Annotated in this window: 22 protein-coding genes; 15 read left to right on the top strand and 7 right to left on the bottom strand. The window is 52.4% G+C overall.

All coding sequences use genetic code 11. The features are described 5' to 3' along the window. The first annotated feature begins 63 nt into the window (after window positions 1-63). On the top strand, window positions 64-507 hold the full coding sequence (gene holC / locus B9P82_RS10745) for a DNA polymerase III subunit chi (protein ID WP_016151505.1): 444 nt from the start codon (window positions 64-66) through the stop codon (window positions 505-507). Further along, window positions 507-3,362 (top strand): valine--tRNA ligase, encoded by a 2,856-nt coding sequence (locus tag B9P82_RS10740; RefSeq protein WP_101700320.1) that lies wholly within the window; start codon window positions 507-509, stop codon window positions 3,360-3,362. The genes holC and B9P82_RS10740 overlap by 1 nt, the downstream gene beginning before the upstream one ends. Before the next feature lie 56 nt (window positions 3,363-3,418). Here the strand turns inward: B9P82_RS10740 and B9P82_RS10735 are convergent, their stop codons facing one another. Further along, window positions 3,419-4,609, bottom strand: a complete 1,191-nt coding sequence (locus B9P82_RS10735; RefSeq protein ID WP_101700319.1) for a YjgN family protein — start codon at window positions 4,607-4,609, stop codon at window positions 3,419-3,421. Between the two features lie 193 nt (window positions 4,610-4,802). Between B9P82_RS10735 and B9P82_RS10730 the strand changes: the two genes are divergently transcribed. Next, complete coding sequence (locus B9P82_RS10730) at window positions 4,803-5,306, top strand: GNAT family N-acetyltransferase (protein WP_075849114.1); 504 nt, start codon at window positions 4,803-4,805, stop codon at window positions 5,304-5,306. 26 nt (window positions 5,307-5,332) lie between these two features. Here the strand turns inward: B9P82_RS10730 and B9P82_RS10725 are convergent, their stop codons facing one another. From B9P82_RS10725 to rraB, 3 genes are all read right to left on the bottom strand, one after another. Then, window positions 5,333-6,163, bottom strand: a complete 831-nt coding sequence (locus B9P82_RS10725) for a hypothetical protein (RefSeq protein ID WP_049268898.1) — start codon at window positions 6,161-6,163, stop codon at window positions 5,333-5,335. A gap of 165 nt (window positions 6,164-6,328) precedes the next feature. Next, complete coding sequence (gene miaE, locus B9P82_RS10720; protein ID WP_019078254.1) at window positions 6,329-7,087, bottom strand: tRNA isopentenyl-2-thiomethyl-A-37 hydroxylase MiaE; 759 nt, start codon at window positions 7,085-7,087, stop codon at window positions 6,329-6,331. Window positions 7,088-7,138: 51 nt separating this feature from the next. Beyond that, window positions 7,139-7,564 carry a ribonuclease E inhibitor RraB gene (gene rraB / locus B9P82_RS10715; RefSeq protein WP_016151501.1) on the bottom strand — a complete coding sequence of 142 codons (426 nt, stop codon included), beginning with the start codon at window positions 7,562-7,564 and terminating at the stop codon, window positions 7,139-7,141. Between the two features lie 98 nt (window positions 7,565-7,662). On the opposite strand from rraB, the gene B9P82_RS29405 reads away from it, so the two are divergent. Next, on the top strand, window positions 7,663-7,758 hold the full coding sequence (locus B9P82_RS29405; RefSeq protein ID WP_370916541.1) for a putative translational regulatory protein ArgL: 96 nt from the start codon (window positions 7,663-7,665) through the stop codon (window positions 7,756-7,758). Further along, complete coding sequence (argF, locus tag B9P82_RS10710) at window positions 7,728-8,735, top strand: ornithine carbamoyltransferase (protein WP_016155574.1); 1,008 nt, start codon at window positions 7,728-7,730, stop codon at window positions 8,733-8,735. The genes B9P82_RS29405 and argF (B9P82_RS10710) overlap by 31 nt, the downstream gene beginning before the upstream one ends. A 99-nt stretch (window positions 8,736-8,834) precedes the next feature. On the opposite strand, the gene B9P82_RS10705 is transcribed toward argF (B9P82_RS10710), so the two are convergent. Then, window positions 8,835-9,287, bottom strand: a complete 453-nt coding sequence (locus B9P82_RS10705) for a YhcH/YjgK/YiaL family protein (RefSeq protein ID WP_016151499.1) — start codon at window positions 9,285-9,287, stop codon at window positions 8,835-8,837. Window positions 9,288-9,959: 672 nt separating this feature from the next. Here B9P82_RS10705 and arcA point away from each other — a divergent pair. The 5 genes from arcA (at window position 9,960) to B9P82_RS10675 (ending at window position 15,265) form a co-directional block, all read left to right on the top strand. Further along, a complete protein-coding gene (gene arcA, locus B9P82_RS10695; protein ID WP_016151497.1) occupies window positions 9,960-11,180 on the top strand; it encodes an arginine deiminase in 1,221 nt (406 codons plus the stop codon). Between the two features lie 9 nt (window positions 11,181-11,189). Further along, a complete protein-coding gene (arcC, locus tag B9P82_RS10690) occupies window positions 11,190-12,122 on the top strand; it encodes a carbamate kinase (RefSeq protein WP_016151496.1) in 933 nt (310 codons plus the stop codon). Window positions 12,123-12,177: 55 nt separating this feature from the next. Next, window positions 12,178-13,182, top strand: a complete 1,005-nt coding sequence (gene argF / locus B9P82_RS10685; RefSeq protein WP_016155572.1) for an ornithine carbamoyltransferase — start codon at window positions 12,178-12,180, stop codon at window positions 13,180-13,182. A 55-nt stretch (window positions 13,183-13,237) separates the two neighbouring features. Continuing rightward, window positions 13,238-14,641 (top strand): YfcC family protein, encoded by a 1,404-nt coding sequence (locus B9P82_RS10680; RefSeq protein ID WP_101700318.1) that lies wholly within the window; start codon window positions 13,238-13,240, stop codon window positions 14,639-14,641. Window positions 14,642-14,785: 144 nt separating this feature from the next. After that, a complete protein-coding gene (locus tag B9P82_RS10675; protein ID WP_003839609.1) occupies window positions 14,786-15,265 on the top strand; it encodes an arginine repressor in 480 nt (159 codons plus the stop codon). Here the strand turns inward: B9P82_RS10675 and B9P82_RS10670 are convergent. Further along, the gene (locus tag B9P82_RS10670) at window positions 15,262-15,384 is read right to left on the bottom strand and encodes a hypothetical protein (RefSeq protein ID WP_085951096.1); all 123 of its coding nucleotides are present in this window, start codon (window positions 15,382-15,384) and stop codon (window positions 15,262-15,264) included. The two genes, B9P82_RS10675 and B9P82_RS10670, sit on opposite strands and share 4 nt — an antisense overlap. Between B9P82_RS10670 and pyrL the strand changes: the two genes are divergently transcribed. From pyrL to ridA, 5 genes are all read left to right on the top strand, one after another. Continuing rightward, window positions 15,364-15,465, top strand: coding sequence for a pyr operon leader peptide (gene pyrL / locus B9P82_RS10665; RefSeq protein WP_003025819.1), 102 nt, complete (start codon window positions 15,364-15,366; stop codon window positions 15,463-15,465). The two genes, B9P82_RS10670 and pyrL, sit on opposite strands and share 21 nt — an antisense overlap. Then, on the top strand, window positions 15,446-15,499 hold the full coding sequence (locus B9P82_RS29400; protein WP_106875647.1) for a pyrBI operon leader peptide: 54 nt from the start codon (window positions 15,446-15,448) through the stop codon (window positions 15,497-15,499). Before pyrL ends, B9P82_RS29400 begins: the two co-directional genes overlap by 20 nt. A 2-nt stretch (window positions 15,500-15,501) precedes the next feature. Further along, complete coding sequence (gene pyrB / locus B9P82_RS10660; protein WP_016151493.1) at window positions 15,502-16,437, top strand: aspartate carbamoyltransferase; 936 nt, start codon at window positions 15,502-15,504, stop codon at window positions 16,435-16,437. A 13-nt stretch (window positions 16,438-16,450) separates the two neighbouring features. Then, a complete protein-coding gene (pyrI, locus tag B9P82_RS10655; protein ID WP_016151492.1) occupies window positions 16,451-16,912 on the top strand; it encodes an aspartate carbamoyltransferase regulatory subunit in 462 nt (153 codons plus the stop codon). Between the two features lie 76 nt (window positions 16,913-16,988). Then, window positions 16,989-17,375: a 2-iminobutanoate/2-iminopropanoate deaminase gene (gene ridA, locus B9P82_RS10650; protein ID WP_016151491.1), complete on the top strand. Its 387-nt coding sequence runs from the start codon at window positions 16,989-16,991 to the stop codon at window positions 17,373-17,375. Between the two features lie 60 nt (window positions 17,376-17,435). Here ridA and B9P82_RS10645 read toward each other — a convergent pair whose 3' ends face one another. Beyond that, entirely contained in the window at window positions 17,436-22,778 is a 5,343-nt protein-coding gene (locus tag B9P82_RS10645; RefSeq protein ID WP_101700317.1) for a BigA/YdbA N-terminal beta-barrel domain-containing protein, read from the bottom strand. Window positions 22,779-23,193: the final 415 nt, after the last annotated feature.

Here is a 23,193-nt window from a genome sequence, read left to right as displayed (position 1 = left end):
CCATCCGGCCTACGGTTGTGCATCATGGCAACGCATTTAAATTCACCAGAAGAAGCCCCATATATGAGAAATGCAACTTTCTATCTTCTGGACAATGACACGCAACACGATGGCTTAAGCGCCGTCGAGCAGTTGGTGTGTGAAATTGCCGCAGAACGTTGGCGTGCTGGCAAGCGCGTGCTGATCGCCTGCGAAAACGAAAAGCAGGCTCTTCGACTGGATGAAGCCCTGTGGGCAAGACCGGCAGAAAGCTTTGTTCCGCATAATCTGGCAGGTGAAGGCCCCAGAGGCGGCGCACCGGTAGAGATTGCCTGGCCGGAGAAACGCAACAGCAGCCCGCGCGACCTGCTTATCAGTTTGCGCGTTGGCTTTGCAGATTTTGCCACCGCTTTCACAGAAGTGATAGACTTCGTCCCTTACGAAGATTCTTTGAAACAATCGGCACGCGATCGCTACAAAGCTTACCGCGTGGCTGGTTTTAACCTGAATACGGCAACCTGGAAATAATGGAAAAGACATACAACCCACAAGATATCGAACAGCCGCTTTACGAGCACTGGGAAAAGCAGGGCTATTTCAAACCTAACGGCGATGAAAGCAAAGAGTCCTTCTGCATCATGATCCCGCCGCCGAACGTCACCGGCAGTTTGCATATGGGTCATGCTTTCCAGCAAACCATCATGGATACCATGATCCGCTACCAGCGCATGCAGGGTAAAAACACCCTGTGGCAGGCAGGTACCGATCACGCGGGTATCGCAACCCAGATGGTGGTTGAGCGTAAGATTGCCGCTGAAGAAGGTAAAACCCGCCACGACTACGGTCGCGAAGCGTTTATCGACAAAATCTGGCAGTGGAAAGCGGAATCCGGCGGCACCATCACCCGCCAGATGCGCCGTCTCGGCAACTCCGTTGACTGGGAGCGCGAGCGCTTCACTATGGACGAAGGTCTTTCCAATGCCGTGAAAGAAGTCTTCGTTCGCCTGTACAAAGAAGACCTGATTTACCGTGGCAAGCGCCTGGTGAACTGGGACCCGAAACTGCGCACCGCGATTTCCGACCTGGAAGTGGAAAACCGCGAGTCGAAAGGCTCAATGTGGCACATCCGCTATCCGCTGGCCGACGGTGCGAAAACCGCTGATGGTAAAGATTACCTGGTCGTCGCCACCACCCGTCCGGAAACTGTACTGGGCGATACCGGCGTGGCCGTCAACCCGGAAGATCCGCGTTATAAAGATCTGATTGGCAAATTTGTTGTTCTGCCGCTGGTTAACCGCCGCATTCCCATTGTCGGCGATGAACACGCTGATATGGAAAAAGGCACCGGCTGCGTGAAGATCACCCCGGCGCACGACTTTAACGACTACGAAGTTGGGAAACGTCACGGCCTGCCGATGATCAATATTCTGACCTTTGACGGCGACATCCGTGAAACCGCGGAAGTGTACGACACCAAAGGCGAAGAGTCCGACGTTTACTCCAATGAAATCCCGGCCGAGTTCCAGAAGCTGGAACGCTTTGCCGCGCGTAAAGCGGTGGTTGCCGCCGTTGATGCGCTGGGCCTGCTGGAAGAAATTAAACCGCACGACCTGACCGTACCTTACGGCGACCGTGGCGGCGTGGTTATTGAACCGATGCTGACCGACCAGTGGTACGTCCGTGCCGACGTGCTGGCGAAACCGGCGGTTGAAGCGGTTGAAAACGGCGACATTCAGTTCGTACCGAAGCAGTACGAAAACATGTACTTCTCCTGGATGCGCGATATTCAGGACTGGTGTATTTCCCGTCAGCTGTGGTGGGGTCACCGTATCCCGGCATGGTATGACAACGACGGCAACGTCTACGTTGGCCGTACTGAAGACGAAGTGCGTCAGGAAAACAACCTCGGTGCCGACATTCAGCTTCGCCAGGACGAAGACGTTCTCGATACCTGGTTCTCCTCCGCACTGTGGACCTTCTCTACCCTGGGCTGGCCGGAAAACACCGACGCGCTGCGTCAGTTCCACCCAACCAGCGTGATGGTTTCCGGTTTCGACATCATCTTCTTCTGGATTGCCCGCATGATCATGATGACCATGCACTTCATCAAAGATGAAAACGGCAAGCCGCAAGTGCCGTTTAAGACCGTCTACATGACCGGTCTGATCCGCGACGACGAAGGCCAGAAGATGTCCAAATCCAAGGGCAACGTCATTGACCCGCTGGATATGGTCGACGGAATCTCCCTGGCAGAACTGCTGGAGAAACGTACCGGCAACATGATGCAGCCGCAGCTGGCCGAGAAGATTGCCAAGCGTACCGAGAAGCAGTTCCCGGACGGCATCGAGCCGCACGGCACCGACGCACTGCGCTTCACCCTGGCGGCGCTGGCCTCTACCGGTCGCGACATCAACTGGGATATGAAGCGTCTGGAAGGTTACCGTAACTTCTGTAACAAGCTGTGGAACGCTAGTCGCTTCGTGCTGATGAACACCGAAGACCAGGATTGCGGCTTCAACGGCGGCGAAATGACCCTGTCGCTGGCGGATCGCTGGATCCTTGCTGAATTCAACCAGACCATCAAAGCGTACCGCGAAGCGCTGGACAACTTCCGCTTCGACATCGCCGCGGGCATTCTGTACGAATTCACCTGGAACCAGTTCTGCGACTGGTATCTGGAGCTGACCAAGCCGGTAATGAACGGCGGTTCCGAGTCTGAACTGCGCGGCACCCGCAATACGCTGGTCACCGTTCTGGAAGGTCTGCTGCGCCTGGCGCATCCGATCATCCCGTTCATCACCGAGACCATCTGGCAGCGCGTGAAGGTGATTTCCGGTATTACCGCCGACACCATCATGCTGCAACCGTTCCCGGAATATAACGCCGCACAGGTTGATGAAGCCGCACTGGCTGATACCGAATGGCTGAAGCAGGCGATCGTTGCCGTACGTAACATCCGTGCGGAAATGAACATCGCCCCAGGTAAACCGCTCGAACTGCTGCTGCGTGGTTGCAGCGCTGATGCGATGCGCCGTGTGAACGATAACCGCAGCTTCCTGCTGAACCTGGCGCGTCTGGAAAGCATCACCATGCTGCCAGCCGATGACAAAGGTCCAGTCTCCGTTACCAAAATCATCGACGGCGCCGAGCTGCTGATCCCGATGGCTGGCCTCATCAATAAAGAAGATGAGCTGGCGCGTCTGGCGAAAGAAGTGGCGAAAATCGAAGGTGAGATTGCCCGTATCGAAGGCAAACTTTCCAACGAAGGTTTCGTTGCTCGCGCACCGGAAGCAGTTATCGCCAAAGAGCGTGAGAAGCTGGACGGTTATGCGGAAGCGAAAGCGAAGCTGATTGAGCAGCAGGCGGTCATCGCCGCGCTGTAATTGCCGTTGACGTTATACACGTATTAAAGGCCGGAGCATGCTCCGGCCTTGTTGTATCAGATGAACGGGAAGTAGGTCATCACACCACGTGATACCCACATCGCCGGACCTGTTTCCAACGCCTCTGTATGGTCAGTCAGTTCCAGCGCATCCAAATCCCCTTGTACATGGGAGTTACTGGCCAGCCAACTGACCAGCCACATTTTCATCCACGGATAAGCTAGCCCAAACGTGATGCCTGAAATAAACAACACCAGTACAAAACGCCAGATCAGGCCATGTGCAGTGACGGAAGAATGAAAGCGGATTTTGCCCTCGGCCAGCGCCAGGTTATTCATGAACAGATTACGTAGCGTGGTGTATAAATAGCTTCCAACCACAATAATTCCAGCGAAATAGAGAAAATAGCTCGCCATTATTCTGCTCTGATTCTCCCGGATAAATTCGTCGTCGGCCACGCCTAACACAGCCAACATCACCATTTGCAGAAAAATAGGGGCAATTAGCCAGACAATCACAACAACAAATGGCAGCAACACCAGCACGGCTTTAATACACCCCACTATGCTTACTTTCATATTAACGTTAATAGTAAAGCGGTGAATACCAAAATTACCGCCATTACCCACTAACTGCATCCATTTTGCACAGGTAATACCGTAGGTGATACCCATGCCCACAATTCCCACCAACGCAATAAATGCTATTCTGATAAGCATTCCAGTACTGCCCTCAATCCAGTCGGTGGCAAGTATCAGAAGATAAATCACTCCCCAGTTCACCACAGCAAGCACCACTGGCACAACCAGTAAAAAAAGCCATGCATGTAATTGTGAGCAGTCAAAACCAAAACGCACACCGTTAAGCGACGTCATCATCGCCTGATACTGCAGGCTTTTTATGGTCATTAATGGAAGGACTGCTACCAGTAAACCAATCAAAGTAAAACCAACGAGAGGACTGCCGTTAGCAATAGAACTCATGCTGGCACCATAAACCACCATAATCGACAAGAAGCTTACGAATATCGCGCCACCTGTCGCCTTATAGGTAAAGGGTTGGCCATTGAGAGTCATATTTTCGTAAATATAACGCCGACATTTCACTATCGCCCACGGTGTATAAATACCCAGAGTAATACAACACAGCAAAAAATTGACAATGCAAATAATAAAGTACTGCCATCCTTTACCGATAAAAATAAATGTGTGTCGTTGATTTTCCCGACCACCAACAAAATCATTCATGAACAATATCCCTAATATAAATTCCATTAAGATAAAAAATAAAAACCAGTGTTTATTTACTGGTTCGTTTACAATACTATTTTTAATTAGCCAATGTGTTTTAATTTTTTCTGATTCAGGAACGTCTTGCACCCGACAGAAGAGAGTGGTATTAAATAAATATATAAGTGTATTTTTAGAATTGAGCCATATTATGAATGTTGTGCTACCCACCACGCTTACGCTGCGCCGAATCACCGCAGCAGATAATGCCGCTATCGCTGCGGTGATCCGCAAAGTTTCCGCTGAATACGGGCTTACTGCCGATAAGGGCTATACCGTTGCCGACCCTAATCTGGATGAACTATTCCAGGTTTACAGCCAGCCGGGCGCGGCCTACTGGGTGGTTGAGCAAAACGGTGAAGTCGTGGGCGGCGGCGGCGTTGCGCCGTTAGGATGTAGCGAACCGGACATTTGCGAACTGCAAAAGATGTACTTCCTGTCGAGCGCACGCGGTCAGGGACTGGCGAAAAAGCTGGCGCTGATGGCCCTCGAACATGCCCGTGAGCAGGGTTTCAAACAGTGCTATCTGGAGACCACGGCGTTTCTGACCGAGGCAATCCGCCTGTATGAACATTTAGGGTTTGAGCATATCAACGAAGCGCTGGGCTGTACCGGGCACGTGGATTGCGAAGTGCGGATGTTAAAGCCCCTCTGACTTCAGCCGGAGGGGCAATGGTTGCGTTACTGCATTTCGGCGGAGAGCATCAGCCGAATGACGCCAGCCGCGCGAGCGGTTGGCAGCGTCAGCACCTGTGACCATAAATCCTGCACCATTTCACAGGCGACTTTCTCTTTGCCCACACCTTTACTCGGATCAGCCATAATCTGGATATCCGGTCCAAAGCGCTGTACCAATCCCGGGCTGATGGATTGCAGATCCTGAAGCGCCAGCTGTTTCTCTTGCGCCGTAACCGTATGTTTGTTCGGGCCATAAGCCGCGTGCATCATACTCATGTCGCTGGCCATACGACGATTCATCAGCTCCCGCGGAATAATACGCACCGGGTTAATCCCGCCTTTCACCGCCGGGAACAGAAAGCGAAAACACTCCTCATCGCCCACTTTTGCCACCGCAGCAATCTGCTCGAGGTTAATTTTCATATACTCAATCACATTGGCATCGGGTGCCTGCTGCAAACGCGCCATCTGTACCTGCAGGATTTGCGGCTGAATAGCGTCGATAATCTGTTGTTCGCTTTTCCCAGCTTCTTTCAGTTGCGTTGCCTGGTTGAGGATGTTCTGCCATAACGCGGGTTCCTGCTCTTTAAGTACCTGATAAACAGGCATTGCCAGCATCGCATTTTCAAATTTCTGCGCGTCCGTCAGCCCATAATCAGGGCTTTCGCGCGGGATCAGGTAGTGCACATCAAACAGATTCCACGCGACAATCGCCACCACAAAAACCACCGCGCCGGAGATCTTGCCCAGCCAGCCTTTTTTGCGAAACATGCCAACGACGATAGCAATCACCGCCCCGATATAACCCGCCAACAATACGTGTGCCCAGTTCATTAACCATCCTTATGCAAAACAGTCTCTGTTGCGGGGATATATTTCCCCTTCGTGTGTTTTGATTATTACGGCAGCAGCGAGCGATTTCCAGCCACCAGATTTTGCTAATGGAAACAGGAAAGGTAAAACCGCGCGACGATTAGCGCCGCGCGTCAGAGAAGAGAGTCAGGCTGGCACGCCGCTGTGGAAGCGGAATTCATCGTCGGGAGAAGTAATCAATGCGGCTTCTACTTCGCCAAAGAACCGCACCCGACTACTGATATCGTCGGCAGAAACCTGCTGTGCCAGCGCCAGATAGTCCTGATAGTGCCGCGCCTCGGATCGCAGCAGCGAAAGATAAAATGCCTGTAAATCGTCATCCAAATACGGCGCCAGCGCGGCGAACCGTTCACAAGAACGCGCCTCAATGTAAGCCCCGCAAATCAGTTTGTCGATTAGCGTTAATGGCTCGTGGGTTCGCACCTCTTTGAGCATGCCTTTGGCATAACGGCTGGCGGTAATTTTGACGTAGGGAATGTTGCGGCTCATCATCGCCTCACGCACCTGCCAGAAGTGGTGCAGCTCTTCTTTGATCAGCAAAACCATGCTGTCGATCAGCTTGCGCCCCCACGGGTCGTCAGTTTGCGGCATTACGCTTTTACTTATCTGTTTATTCAGCGCGATAAAATCCGGTTCATCCCCTTCTCTGAAAGCATACGCTTCATAGGGTTTCAGCCAGTCCAGTAGCGCCTGCGATCCCTGTTTATCTGCAACATACTTACGCACCAGCAGCATGGCCGTTTGCGCCGCTTTCAGCTCGCAGACGAGATGATCCGTCAGTAACAGAGGGAGATTCGCCGGGGCTCGCGCTTTATCAAGCCAGGCCTGGGGCGTTTTACAGTGCAGGAAGTTGTGGATCGGGGAGAGTATTTGCAGGTAATCCATACGTTATCCTTGGCCTACGGCAGCAGACGCTACCGTAGGTCAGCAGATGACTTAGTGACGCACGCCGTCATCATCTTCGTCGACGAGGTCTTCATCGTCGCCGTCTTCACCTTCTTCGCCGTTCGGGTCTTCAAAATAGGTGCCCCAACCGTCGTATTCCACATCAAATTTTTCAGCCAGGTTCATCAGTTGCTCAACCTGAGCGTCGATCAACTCGGCATTCAGAGCACATTCGCTCAGGATGTCACAGCAAATAACCGTGTCGCCCTCTTCCACCTCCAGCTCTTCCGGCTCGGTCACTTCATAACCCAGCTTGAAGGCTTCTACTGCCGCTTTTTCCAGGGTCTCAAAGTCGTCCGCGGAAAGGTGATGCTCGATGGTGTACAGCGCGTCTGGATCGCTGCCATCTTCGAGTAACTCTTCAATAATCAAGCGCGTTTCTTCACGCTGTTCTTCCAGTAGTTCCGGGTTTGCCATGGCTCATTCCTCATAATGTCCTGCCGATACTCTTATTGTCACATACCGCTGTCATTGCCTCCACCTTTCCAGGAAAGATTTGTTAAACAAGGTTGCAAATGAATAAACATCCATATAAATTGAATTTTAATTCAATAAATGGCCTAAGCCATGTGAGGGAACTATGTCTGCGTTTTATCAGAAACATTTTTTGAAACTGCTTGATTTCACCTCTGCTGAACTCACGTCACTGCTCCAGCTCGCCGCGCAGCTCAAGACGGATAAGAAAAACGGTACAGAGGTCGCTAAACTCACCGGTAAAAACATCGCGCTCATCTTCGAAAAAGACTCAACCCGCACCCGTTGCTCTTTCGAAGTTGCCGCATACGATCAGGGCGCGCGCGTGACGTATCTCGGGCCGAGCGGCAGCCAGATTGGTCATAAAGAGTCGATCAAAGACACCGCCCGCGTACTCGGTCGTATGTACGACGGTATTCAGTATCGGGGCCACGGTCAGGAAATTGTCGAGACGCTGGCGGAATATGCCGGAGTTCCGGTTTGGAACGGATTAACCAACGAATTTCACCCTACCCAACTGCTGGCGGATTTACTCACGATGCAGGAACACCTGCCGGGTAAAGCGTTTAATGAGATGGTGCTGGTCTACACCGGCGATGCCCGCAACAATATGGGCAATTCCATGCTGGAAGCCGCTGCGTTAACCGGACTGGATCTGCGCCTGGTCGCGCCCCAGGCCTGCTGGCCGGAGGAAAGCCTCGTTGCGGAGTGTAAAGCGCTGGCACAGAAAAACGGCGGCAATATAACGCTAACCGAAGATGTCGCCACGGGCGTGAAAGGCGCGGACTTCATCTATACCGACGTCTGGGTATCGATGGGCGAAGCGAAAGAGAAATGGGCCGAACGTATTGCGCAGTTGCGTAAGTACCAGGTTAATAGCGCGATGATGGCGTTGACCGGCAATCCGCAGGTGAAATTCCTGCACTGCCTGCCCGCGTTCCATGACGATCAAACCACGCTTGGCAAACAAATGGCGCAGGAATATGGTCTGCACGGCGGCATGGAAGTGACCGACGAGGTGTTTGAGTCACCCGCCAGTATCGTATTTGATCAGGCGGAAAACCGGATGCACACCATCAAGGCGGTGATGGTCGCGACGCTTTCCAAATCATAGCGTTGCGTGATCGAATTGCCGGATGGCGATGCTGACGCACCCTATCCGGCCTACCATCGTGCTTCCGTAGGCCGGGTAAGTCGCACCCGGCAAACCGGTTTATGCTACCCGCATTTTCACCACGGCTTTGCGTACCAGCGCCGGAGCACCGACCGCGCACAGCGGTTTATGCACTTCGCCCGGATAAAAGACGACGAAGTCACCTTCATTCAGCACCACCGTTTTCTCCTGTTCGCCTTCCGGCAGGAAGGCGATATCTTTATCCGCCAGCCAGTCAGTTTCCGGTGCGCCCGCAGGCTGCGTGCTGAAAGTCATGCCTTCCTGACCTTTGAGCAGGATCTGAATATCCAGATAGCGAGCGTGATATTCGGCGCGGCGCTGCGCAAACGGCTCCGTCATATCTTCAGCAATCAGATAGAACAGACGTTCGCCGTCGATGTCGTGCTTACCCTTTTCCGTCGCATCCGTCACGTGCGCTTTAATGTGCTCAATCGCCTGACGCAGCTCTTCCGGCAGCCAGGCATCCAGGTTGTGAATATTGCCGACAATCATTTCAAACCCCTTAATTAAAACATCGTTTCATTTTGGTTGTTATACGAAAAAACGGCCTGCCATACCACTGCTATTTGCCGATATTTTGCGTCAACGCATGTTTATCGCTGATGATGTTAAATAATGCTAATAGCCAGCAACAGGTTATGCATAAACTCTGCATAACTTTCGTCTCATACTTTTCAACTCAGTCACTAACTCACTGTTATAGAAAGCTTTGTTAGAAAAACCAGCAATCGATCACAGTTTACGTCTCCTTCGTTATCTTTCTTCATCGCCATATTTATTTTGAAATAAACCTTACAGCACAAATAATAAAATAATAGATTCGCATAAAAATTCACTAAATATAGAAAAACATATAAAAATCAACGCACTATTTAATTTATTAAATATTTAGATATGTACATAAAATTAACACAGTTAAATAACAAGACATATTCCTGCGTAGTAATTCAATTATTCATGTTTTTATTTTTTAAATTCTCAGAGCTATCTCATAAATTAAACAACAAATGCCAAACATCGACCTGACTGTGAAATGAATCACGTTTCTCTATCAAATAAGATCTAAATATAGATTCTGAAATCAGCTGAAAAATCATGACTGCAATAAACATTATTTGCAGGCATCTCCTCTTTATTTTTTAAAATCGTATTAAAGGAATAATGATGGAAAAGCATTATGTCGGGTCTGAAATCGGTCAATTACGTAGCGTAATGCTACATCGCCCTAACCTCAGCCTAAAAAGGCTGACGCCGTCAAATTGCCAGGAACTGCTTTTTGATGATGTTCTTTCGGTAGAACGTGCAGGAGAAGAGCATGACATTTTCGCCAACACGTTACGTCAACAGGGAATTGAGGTTCTGTTACTCACTGATTTATTGACACAAACTCTGGATATCCCCGATGCCAAAAGCTGGCTACTGGATACACAAATTTCTGATTATCGCCTTGGCCCCGCTTTCGCCACGGATATTCGCGCCTGGCTTGCAGATATGCAGCACCGGGAGCTCGCCCGACATTTAAGCGGTGGGCTGACATACGGAGAAATTCCTGCCTCAATCAAAAATATGGTGGTCGATACTCACGATATTAATGACTTTATTATGAAGCCATTACCAAACCACTTATTTACCCGCGACACCTCATGCTGGATATATAACGGCGTATCCATTAATCCGATGGCAAAAACTGCACGTCAACGAGAAACTAATAACTTGCGGGCGATTTACCGTTGGCATCCACAATTTGCCGATGGTGATTTTATTAAATATTTCGGCGATGAAAATATTAATTACGACCACGCCACATTAGAAGGTGGAGATGTGCTGGTCATTGGTCGCGGCGCAGTTCTCATCGGTATGTCGGAACGTACCACGCCGCAGGGCATTGAGTTCCTTGCCCAGTCGCTATTTAAGCATCGCCAGGCAGAACGCGTCATCGCAGTCGAACTGCCGAAACATCGCTCCTGTATGCACCTCGATACCGTCATGACCCACATCGATATCGATACCTTCTCCGTCTACCCGGAAGTGGTGCGCCCGGATGTCCAGTGCTGGACCCTGACACCAGACGGGCGTGGCGGCCTGAAACGCACCCAGGAAAGTACGCTGGTACATGCCCTCGAAAAAGCACTTGGCCTCGACCAGATCAATCTGATCACCACCGGTGGCGACGCCTTCGAAGCTGAACGCGAACAGTGGAATGACGCGAACAATGTTCTGACGCTGCGCCCCGGGGTTGTGGTGGGCTACGAACGTAACATCTGGACCAACGAAAAATACGACAAAGCTGGCATCACTGTTTTACCCATTCCTGGCGACGAACTGGGACGTGGGCGCGGCGGTGCGCGCTGCATGAGTTGTCCGCTGGAACGCGACGGTATTTAAGGAGACGTTATGGAAAACAAACCTACCCTGGTTGTGGCGCTGGGCGGCAATGCACTACTCAAACGCGGCGAACCGCTGGAAGCCGACATCCAACGCAAGAATATTGAGCTGGCGGCAAGAACTCTCGCTCAACTCACGCAGCAGTGGCGCGTAATTCTGGTACACGGCAATGGCCCGCAGGTTGGACTTTTGGCGTTACAAAACAGTGCTTATGCCAACGTCACCCCCTATCCGCTCGATATTCTCGGCGCAGAAAGTCAGGGAATGATTGGCTATATGCTGCAACAGGCCCTGAAAAACCAGCTCCCACAGCGTGAAATTAGTGTCCTGCTGACTCAGGTTGAAGTCGATGCCCACGATCCGGCCTTCAGCAATCCCACCAAATATATCGGGCCGATTTATGACGAACCCCAGGCCCACGCGTTACAGGCGGAAAAAGGCTGGGTTTTCAAAGCCGATGGTAAAGCATTCCGCCGTGTTGTGCCCTCTCCACAACCCAAACGAATCGTGGAAAGTGACGCCATTCGCACACTGATCGCCCGCGATCATCTGGTTATCTGCAACGGCGGTGGCGGCGTACCGGTGGTGGAAAAAGCCGATGGCTACCACGGTATTGAAGCGGTGATCGACAAAGATCTCTCCGCCGCCCTGCTCGCCAAACAAATCCACGCCGATGCGCTGCTGATCCTGACCGATGCCGATGCGGTGTATCTCGACTGGGGCAAACCTACCCAGCGCCCGCTGGCCCAGGTTACGCCGGAACGGCTCGGCGAAATGCAATTCGACGCCGGTTCAATGGGCCCCAAAGTCACCGCCTGCGCGGAATTTGTCTCTCACTGTCACGGGATTGCTGGCATCGGCTCGTTGGCTGACGGTTCGGCCATTCTCGCCGGTGACAAAGGCACGCTAATTCGGCGCGAAGCCACTGATGTTAACGCTTAAGGCTTTTTTTGCTGGGTAAAGCGAAGCCTTATCCAGCCTACATAAGGATATTTTCATGACTGTTAACCTGAAAAATCGCAATTTTCTCAAATTGCTGGACTACACCCCAACGGAAATCCAGTACCTGATCGATCTGGCTATCGAGTTAAAAACGGCAAAAAAAGCCGGACGCGAAAGGCAAACGCTGGTCGGTAAAAATATCGCGCTAATCTTCGAAAAAACGTCAACTCGCACCCGCTGCGCCTTTGAAGTCGGCGCTTTCGATCAGGGCGCACAGGTGACCTACCTTGGCCCAAGCGGCTCGCAGATTGGTCATAAAGAGTCGATGAAAGATACCGCCCGCGTGTTAGGTCGCATGTATGACGGTATTGAATACCGCGGCTACGGCCAGGAGATCGTGGAAGAACTGGGGCAGTTCGCTGGTGTGCCGGTCTGGAACGGGCTGACGAATGAATTCCACCCTACGCAGATCCTCGCGGATCTGATGACCATGCTGGAACACGCCCCGGGTAAAACCTTACCCGAACTGAGCTTCGCTTACCTCGGTGACGCCCGCAATAACATGGGCAATTCGCTGATGGTCGGCGCGGCGAAAATGGGGATGGATATTCGTCTGGTCGCACCGAAATCCTTCTGGCCGGACGAGGCGCTGGTTGCCGAATGCCGTGAAATCGCCAGCGTGACGGGCGCGCGCATTACGCTCACAGAGGATGTTGAGGAAGGCGTTTACGACGTGGACTTTCTCTACACCGATGTCTGGGTTTCGATGGGGGAACCCAAAGAGGCGTGGGCAGAACGCGTCAGCCTGATGACGCCTTATCAAATTAACCAGCAGGTCATCGATGCGACCGGCAATCCCAATGTGAAATTCATGCACTGCCTGCCCGCCTTCCATAACGAGCACACCAAAGTGGGCCGTGAAATCGAAGCGGCTTACGGCCTGAAAGGGCTTGAAGTCACGGAGGAGGTATTTGAGTCAGCGCATTCCATCGTCTTCGACGAAGCAGAAAACCGGATGCATACCATTAAAGCGGTCATGGTAGCGACACTCGGCGACTAACCCCAGCGGGCATGTGTCGCCTGGCGGCATATGCCCAAGCTATCCGGAGAACATCATGGGCAAATTCAAATTTCCCAGCGCGTATACCATCCTGTTTATTCTCATTGCGCTCGTCGCCGTTATGACCTGGATTGTCCCTGCCGGGAAATACCAGATGGCGATGAATGCCACCCTGGGCAAAGAAGTGCCGGTTGCCGCTACCTATGCCCCAACAGAGGCGCATCCACAAGGTTTAACGGCTGTACTGCTGGCTCCGATTGACGGGCTTTATAACCACGAAACCTACACCGCAGGCGCGATTGATGTGGCGTTGTTTGTCCTGATTATTGGCGGGTTTCTCGGCGTGGTAAACAAAACGGGCGCCATCGACGCCGGAATCGAACGCGTGACGGTCAGGCTGAATGGCAAAGAAGAGTGGATGATCCCCATCCTGATGGGACTTTTCGCCGCCGGAGGCACGATTTACGGCATGGCGGAAGAATCACTTCCTTTCTACACCTTATTGGTTCCGGTCATGATGGCTGCGCGCTTTGATCCACTGGTTGCTGCTGCAACCGTTTTGCTTGGCGCAGGCATCGGCACCCTCGGTTCAACAATCAACCCTTTCGCAACGGTTATTGCCGCTAACGCCGCCGGGATCCCCTTCACCCAGGGAATGCTGATGCGCATTCTGCTGCTGGTCGTCGGCTATGTAATCTGTGTGATATGGGTCATGCGCTATGCACGGAAAGTTCGCAGCCATCCAGAGCTTTCCATCGTGGCCGATAAACTGGAGGAAAACCGTGCCCATTTTCTCGGTAGTCGCGCCAATACCAATCTTGAATTCACGGCTACGCGTAAGTGGATCCTGCTGATATTTGCCGCCGCCTTTGCAGTGATGATTTATGGCGTCGCGGTGCTCGGCTGGTGGATGGCGGAAATATCTGGGGTTTTTCTGGCATCTGCGATTATCGTCGGCGTAATTGCCCGCATGAGTGAAGAAGCATTCACCAGTACCTTCATTGACGGGGCACGGGATCTGCTCGGCGTGGCGCTGATTATCGGCATTGCGCGCGGTATCGTCGTGGTGATGGACAACGGCATGATCACCCACACCATTTTGCACAGCGCCGAAAATTTAGTCTCCGGTCTGTCCACCACCATTTTCATCAATGTGACTTACTGGCTGGAAGTCTTGCTCTCCTTCCTGGTCCCTTCCTCGTCTGGCCTGGCGGTGCTCACGATGCCCATTATGGCCCCGCTGGCTGACTTCGCCCATGTGCAAAGGGATCTGGTCGTCACCGCGTATCAATCCGCTTCCGGCATTGTGAATCTGATTACCCCCACCTCAGCGGTTGTGATGGGTGGGTTGGCCATCGCTCGTGTTCCTTATGTGCGCTACCTGAAATGGGTCGCACCACTGCTGCTAATTCTGACGGTGCTGAACATGGTTGTTCTGAGTATCGGCGCGATGCTGTAGTCCTGTTGGCCGTCGGATCCCGACGGCTTTTTTGAGCGCGCTCTCGTTTTTCTGCACAACCGCCCGTTTGAGCCGTTATTGATACTGCAAATGTGGTGAATTTCGCCATCGCATTGATACAAATGATAAATTTAGGGTGTTTTTATGAAGGAATTCGATGATTACTCGACCAAAGAGCAGAAACAGTTGGCGATTTGTCAGCGCCTGATTAGCGAAAAAAGCTACCTGTCTCAGGAAGCGCTTCGCCGCGATCTACAACACCATGGTTTCACCGGGATTAGCCAGTCAACGGTATCTCGTCTGCTGAAACTGCTCGGTGCTATAAAAATAAGAAATACAAAAGGGCAAAAAATTTATTCTGTAAATCCGCAATCACGACCCGCGCCTGATGCTGCCCGATCGATTGCTGAAATGGTGGTCAGCGTGGAACACAATAGCGAGTTTATCCTCATCCACACGGCGGCTGGCTATGGTCGCGCCGTAGCCAGAATCCTCGATTATCACGCGTTGCCAGAAATTCTCGGCGTCATTGCCGGTAGCAGTATTGTCTGGGTCGCGCCGCGGGTGGTACAGCGAACGGGCCTGGTCCATAAACAGATTAATTATCTATTCAAAATGAATTAAAATTCATAAGAACCGTTTGCGATGAATAAATAGTGCATTTTTCGCTTGATCCCATAACGGAGCTGAGTATAATCGCGGACAATTTGCCGGGAGGATGTATGGTTCAGTGTGTACGACATTTTGTCTTACCGCGTCTGAAAAAGGACGCTGGCCTGCCGTTTTTCTTTCCGTTGATCACCCATTCCGAGCCCCTCAATTGAGGGGCTTTTTTTTTGCCCAGGCGTCAGGAGATAAACATGGCTAACCCGCTCTATCAAAAACACATCATTTCCATAAACGACCTCAGCCGCGATGACCTTAATCTGGTCCTCGCGACGGCGGCGAAATTAAAAGCTAACCCGCAGCCAGAGCTGTTAAAACATAAGGTCATCGCCAGTTGCTTCTTTGAAGCGTCAACCCGCACCCGTTTATCTTTTGAAACCTCCATGCACCGTCTGGGCGCCAGCGTGGTGGGTTTCTCTGACAGCAGCAACACGTCGCTTGGCAAAAAAGGCGAAACTCTGGCCGACACCATTTCCGTCATTAGCACCTATGTCGACGCCATCGTGATGCGTCATCCGCAGGAAGGTGCCGCGCGTCTGGCAACAGAGTTCTCCGGTAACGTGCCGGTACTGAACGCCGGCGACGGTTCCAACCAGCATCCCACCCAAACGCTGCTGGATCTGTTTACCATTCAGGAAACGCAGGGTCGCCTGGACAATCTGCAAATCGCCATGGTGGGTGACCTGAAATATGGCCGCACCGTCCACTCCCTGACCCAGGCGCTGGCAAAGTTCGAAGGTAACCGCTTCTACTTCATCGCCCCGGACGCGCTGGCCATGCCGCAATACATTCTGGATATGCTGAATGAAAAAGGTATCGCCTGGAGCCTGCATGGCACTATCGAAGAGGTAATGGCGGAGGTCGATATCCTCTACATGACCCGCGTACAAAAAGAGCGTCTGGACCCGTCCGAATACGCCAATGTGAAAGCACAGTTTGTTCTGCGTGCCAGCGATCTGAACGGTGCCAGAGCGAACATGAAGGTGCTGCATCCGCTGCCGCGCATCGATGAAATCACCACCGACGTCGACAAGACGCCGCACGCCTGGTATTTCCAGCAGGCTGGCAACGGCATCTTCGCCCGCCAGGCGTTACTGGCACTGGTACTGAATAGCGAACTGGCACTGTAAGGGAGAAAAAGAGATGACACACGATAACAAACTGCAGGTTGAAGCCATCAAACGTGGCACCGTAATTGACCATATTCCCGCACAGGTTGGTTTTAAGCTGCTGACGTTGTTCAAACTGACTGAAACCGACCAGCGTATCACCATCGGCCTGAACCTGCCGTCTGGCGAGATGGGCCGTAAAGACCTGATTAAAATCGAAAATACGTTCCTGACCGACGAGCAGGTAAACCAGCTCTCCCTGTACGCTCCGCAGGCAACGGTAAACCGCATTGACGATTATGACGTGGTGGGTAAATCACGTCCGAGCCTGCCTGAACGTATCGATAACGTGCTGGTTTGCCCGAACAGCAACTGCATCAGCCATGCTGAACCAGTATCGTCCAGTTTTTCAGTGAAAAAGCGCGCTGACGACATCGCACTCAAATGCAAATACTGTGAAAAAGAGTTTTCGCATTATGTGGTGCTGGCCAACTAATTGGTGTTGGTAATGATTTCCCGGCTCCCTATAATGGCCGGGAACATTCTATTACCGCTGTAATTCAGGAGAAATCATGAGCAAGACTATCGCGACGGAAAATGCACCAGCAGCAATCGGCCCATACGTTCAGGGCGTTGACCTGGGTAGCATGGTAATCACTTCCGGTCAGATCCCGGTCGATCCGAAAACCGGTGCCGTATCGGAAGACGTGTCCGCTCAGGCGCGTCAGTCGCTGGAAAACGTACAAGCTATCGTTGAAGCAGCAGGCCTGAAAGTGGGCGACATCGTAAAAACTACCGTCTTCGTTAAAGACCTGAACGATTTCGCAACCGTAAACGCGACCTACGAAGCATTCTTCACCGAGCACAACGCCACCTTCCCGGCGCGTTCTTGCGTGGAAGTTGCCCGTCTGCCGAAAGACGTGAAAATCGAGATTGAAGCGATCGCCGTTCGTCGCTAAGCGTAAAAAAACCGCCGGAAATCACTCCGGCGGTTCTGTTTTTACTCACTCAGGCTGTTATCAGAAATTGTGTTTAATATTCAGCATAAAGCCCTTGTCGCTGATATTGTCCTCTTTCCAGTGGAAAGCGTCCAGCCCGGCGCTGGTGTTACCGGCGTTATACTTCACACCCACCTGTGCCATGCTGTTGATGCTGCCACCTTTCTGACCGTCGTCAACGTTGAAGCTCTGACCTGCCGCCCCCTGCAGGGACGCTTTTTTGCCAGTACTGACGTAGCTCAGGTTCGGGCCGCCTTCCAGCATCGCCGTTGCTGCCCAGCCATCCTTACCGGCATAGCTCAGCTTCATACCCACCACTGAATCAACCGCCGTTTCCGTGCTGCTGTTCATGTTCAGGTTAAAGTCGCCAGCACCGCGCTCCTGATAACCGTCTTCCATGGTGTGACGCAGTTTCAGACCAGCATATGGCACAACATCCAGCCCTTCGCTGACGGCGAAGGTTTTACGACCCTCGGTACGCAGCTCCAGGTATTGCTGACGGCTGTCCGCCAGCGCCTGTTTGTTGACATCACCGTAGTTAATGCCGCGTTTGCTGTCGAGCTGATGTACGTCGTAACGCAGGGCGTTGTTCCAGGAGAGACCTTCCTCACCGAGCGGCATGGCGTGCTCCAGACCCAGGAACTGGCTGTAACCGCCGGTGATACCGTCGCTGCCGGAAGAGACATTGCCTTTGCCGTCCAGACGGGCAATACCGTACTCCATGGTCAGCGACTGATTATCGCCAAAGCCCAGTTTCTGACGCAGAGCCATCATGTCGTACTGAGTGTCTTTACCCAGTTCGGCACGCTGGTCACCTTTCGCCACCAGGTTAAACGACAGACCATTACCCAGTTCCGGCGCGGCATCCGCCAGCATATCGAAGCGGTTGCTGAGTCTGCGGGCGTCGCGGGAGACGTTCACAGCCTTGTTGCCGCTGATTTGCTTCATCGCCTTCGTCACGTCGGCAGAGGTCTTCAGGTTCAGGCTGCTGAACAGCTCGTTGTTGGTGTAGGCGGCATCCAGCGCGCCGGCAACACCGCTGACGCTGCTGTCGGTCACCACGTCGGTGTAGGCGTTTTTGGTCATGGTGACGTCAACGTTGCCGTTCGTGTCTTTCTCACCTTCCGCCGTCCATACCACGCTGGCGGATTTGATGTTCTGCTCACCCTGGATATCTTCGCCGACAAACACGTCGTTGAAGGTCTGAGTCGTGGCAGCCGTACCTGCGGTGAAGCCGGTATCCACATCCACATCGCCCAGGTCAACATAATCGGCGGTCAACGTACCGGCGGTGCCGCTGGCGCTGGTGCCGATGGTGTACTGGCTGACGCTGGAGCGCAGGCCTTTACTCTGCACAGGGGCCACAGTCGGGTCGGTCGGCAGGGTATAGGAAGCCGCATGGGTTTCCGTGCCGTTACCACCGGTGCCGCTACCTTCCACCGTCACGCCAGACTCTTTCACCAGCCCGCTGCCGGTGCCTTCCAGCAGTACCGTGCCGTTGTTGATGATGCGACCGTTAGCTCCCAGACGGCTGAAAGCGTAAGAGTCTTTGGCGTAGATATTGATTGCGCCGTTGTTCTCAATCACCGCGTCCACCGTGGCGTTTGCATCCAGCTGCATGGCAATCATGCCGGTTTCATCCGTACCGGCTGTCCCCAGATTGATACTGCCGTTGTTGACCAGTTGGGCATTCTGGCTGCCTTTCATACCAATGGCGCCGCTGCCGCTGATATTCATGGTGCCGTCGTTAATACCCGCATAGTTGCTGTGGGTCAGGCTGACCGCGCTCTGACCGGATTTGGAAGCGGCAAAGTTCACTACCCCGTCATCCTGGTTCCAGAAGAAGGCCTTATCGGCGGCCGCGTTACCGGCAGACCCCACCACCGTCACGCCGGTGGCGTTTACCGTACCGTCGTTGATAAAGTCCGCCGTATTGTTCCAGATATTCACCGCCGTGGAATTATTGCTGGCGGCGGTAAAGTTCATGGTCGCGCCCTTGTCGTTCTTCAGGGTGCCGTTGTGGTTCAGGTGGATGGCGTTTTTCGTGTTATCGAGCGTCACGATGCCACCGGCAGCGTTTTCAAACACGCTGTTGTTTTTCAGCTCCAGGATGCTGGCGTTGTTGGCATCGCTGCTGCTACCCAGCGCGACGGTGCCGCTGTTGGTGACTTTAGCACTGGTGTTCAGCTTCACGCCTCTGGTCATGCTGCCGGTGTTGACGACTTTCCCGGAACCGTTGACGGTGGTGACACTGTTAACCGTACCGCTATTATTCACCAAGCCGCTGGCGTTGACGGTCAACGGCGCGCTGGTCACCGCACCGGTCTGGTTGTTATAGATGCCCTCGACTGTCAACGTTGAGGTGCCATCAACCGTGCCGGTATTGCTGACCGTACTGCCGGGTGCAATACCCGTATTTTTATCCAGAGTGGTGGTGTTCTCAAGAATGGTGCCATCAGCAAATTCAGGCATCACAAGGTCAGCGCTGTTATCCGCATCGGCTGACGCATTCGCCCCCAGAATAATCTGTCCGCGGTTGATAATACGGTTGTTGGCATTACCATCAGAATAAAACGCCTTACCATTCTCAGCATTGATGTTAATTATGCCGGTAGTGTCGTTAATGGCTGTACCACCGCTATACACCGCCATACCGACGAGCGGTTCATTGCCAGTGTAATTCTCATTTTTCTCAAGATTAATGGTGCCCTGGTTGATCGCCGTCGCACTCGCGGCAAACATCCCCACACCGGCATTATAAATGGTGATTGTTCCATTCTCGTGGTTGGTTAAGCTACCGCCAGAGCTGCCCATACCTGCGCCGAAGTACCTGACATCGGTCAAACCAGCGACATCAGCAGCATAGTCCGTCGTGTCTGCGGCATCTTTCCACATAGAATCCGAGGTAATTGAACCGTAGTTTTCAGCTTTCGCTCCCGACATAGCGGTCATGCCATATCCACGGCCATAGAGCTCAATTTCCCCCGTCTGGCTGTTGGTGACTGTTGATGAATTGCTTGTTGCACTCATAACTTCCACAGCAGACACAGAACCCCATACCGCACTGTAGTCATCACTCGTGCCTCCAAGTCTATTTACGCCATCTCGATTAAGCACTTTGCCCACGGCTTTACCGTTGTTTACCACCGAGCCACCACGGGCATCCATGCCACGTAAACCACCGCTACGGTCATTACCAAGAAGGGAAGTACGATCAAACTCGACCGTCCCGTTGTTAACCATTGCAGCGCCTGTCGCGGTACGGAAACCGGCAGCATCCTTAATCTGAACTGTCGCAGTAGGGGCTATCGTAATGGTTGCATCCGTCGTAGCATTCACTAACGGAGTCATATCCATGTTGTAGTTGAAATTATCTACATGACCGGCATTCATATTCAGTGATGCACCATCCTGCATCACCAGTGATGCACCATCAGACAACGTGAATACAGAGCCCAGTCCGGCGTAAAAATCACCTTCGATGGTTGATGCCCCTGACAGATTGACCGTTGATTTGCCGCTAATATCAACAACAGACTGATTTGCTGCCCCTCTATTTTCATCCCCGATGCTGTCTCCTGCCGCAATATCAGCCATTGCGTCCGTTTCCCCTTTCAGGGTAATCCCTCCGTTCAGATTTACGGTGTTGCCATCACCGGTAATCGTCAAACCTCTAATGCTTTCAGAGCTGCCCGGTTTGTACTCTGTTCCATAGGTAGCTTCAGTATCACTGATTACCGTCAGTTTTCCGTCCAGACTAACGGTATTGCTGCTTCCACTAACGTTAATCCCGGTGGACGCCTTATAGAAATTATCTGCCGCCAGCGGAGAGGTCTGGTCTTTATCCACCACCATATTGCCGGTCAGCGTCACCTTATTGGCTTCGCCGGAAACGTTGACTCCGGTCGCCTGCTGGCCGGTGATGCTCATCTCTTCAGACGCGAGATTAATGGTGTTCGATTTACCCGTCACGTTCAGACCGGTGGAGAAATCCCCCACTACCATTTTACCGTTCTGGTTAATGGTATTGTTATTACCGGCAACATCCACCCCGGTGCTCGGTTTGGTACTGTCGGTACTGCCTGCGGTCATTTCCCCTGCGTTGTTCAGGGTGTTGCCGTCACCGCTGACTTTTGCCCCCGTCGCACCGTCAATGACTTTGCTGGCGCCATCGTTATTAATGGTGTTGTTATTACCCGCGACATCAGTACCGGTCGAGCCTTCCCCTTCTGCGGTGGTGGTGCCTTTGTTGTCAATGGTGTTGCCGCCACCGTCCACGCTGGTGCCGGTGCCGCCAGCAGTTGCGCTGGTATCACCTTCGTTGTTGATTTTGTTGCCGTCGCCGGTTACGTCGGTACCCGTTGAGCCAGCGCCATCTGCAGTGGTTTTACCCTTGTTGTCGATGGTGTTGTTGTTGCCGTCAACGTCCGTGCCGGTACCACCATTGGTGGCGCCAGTATCACCTTCGTTATTGATGGTGTTGCCGTTACCGTCAGCTTTTGTACCGGTGGAGCCTTCGCCGTCTGCGGTATTTTTACCCTTATTGTCGATGGTGTTGTCGTCACCGGTTACGTCGGTGCCGGTGCCGCCGCCAGTAGCGCCGGTGTCACCATTCACATTAATATCGTTACCATCGCCGTTGATAATCGTCCCGGTATCGCCCGGGCCGCCTGCGGTGGAGCCACCATCAACTGTTTTCTGCTGCCCGTCGCCGTCAATAACCGTGGTGTCTGGCCCCGCAAGGGTAAGCTTTCCTGCGCGGTTGTACGACCAGAACAGGTTGTTACTGCCGTACGTTCCCTGCATCACCAGCGCATTGCCCATCACATTCAGGCTGGTCACGGTCAGGGTTTTGCCGTCCGGCGCGGTCAGCAGGTAGCCGTCGCCCTGCTTGGTAATGGCGAAGGTGGTATTGGTATAAGTGACGCCGTTCACCACCAGCGAGGCAAAGGTCAGGGTTTTCGCGCCCCGGTCAAGGGTAACGCCATTGTCATAAACAGAGGGGGGGGTATCAGGTGTAACGGGGTCCACCGGATCGACAGGTGTTACCGGGTCCACAGGCGTTACTGGATCAACAGGCAACCCGGAGGACGAATGGCTGCTGCCGCCGCCGCCGCTCGCCGCGATACCCACCGTGGCGGCCACAGCAGCGATACCGCCCACCGCCCATGCCCAGCCCTGCTCTAAAACGCTTTCCGTGGCTTTCTGGCACTCCGGCGACAGTTTGGCCAGCTCAGCCTGAGAAAGGCTGCTGATATTTTCGGGACACTGCTTTTTTTTGTCTTCGTTGTTGTTAAGATCGGCGGCAAATGTATTACCGCTTAATGCCAGGGCAATACAAAATGAAATAGCTTTCCTTTGCATAATGTGACTCTCTCTGATGTGAGCGAAATGATATAGATAAAACGACATAGCGACGAAACACGCCGCCACAGATTCTCCGAACCTGTGCAACAGCGGCACCATATAAATAAATTTATATAGAAGCGAGTATATCCAAAGACATATTTCATAACAACGAATCACCGCCATGAATATATATCTCAACGCATTGTTTTTATTGGGATTAACAAAAATAAGAATAAAGGAATCATTAAAAAAAACATAAAATACAGCATGTTGCAACCATAGATTTTTATGTAAATTTTTTAATTATCGATATTTTACGGAATGAATAGAGGGGGAGTGCTAAGGCATATCTTATAAATTATAATTTTTAATGCATGAATATTAAAAAACAATATTCTACGTGAATTTATTCACTTATCATTCACATTTA

The sequence above is a fragment of the Citrobacter sp. L55 genome, assembly GCF_002850715.1.
In the GTDB taxonomy this organism is placed as follows: domain Bacteria; phylum Pseudomonadota; class Gammaproteobacteria; order Enterobacterales; family Enterobacteriaceae; genus Citrobacter; species Citrobacter braakii.
This window is presented reverse-complemented; position numbering and strand designations above follow the sequence as displayed.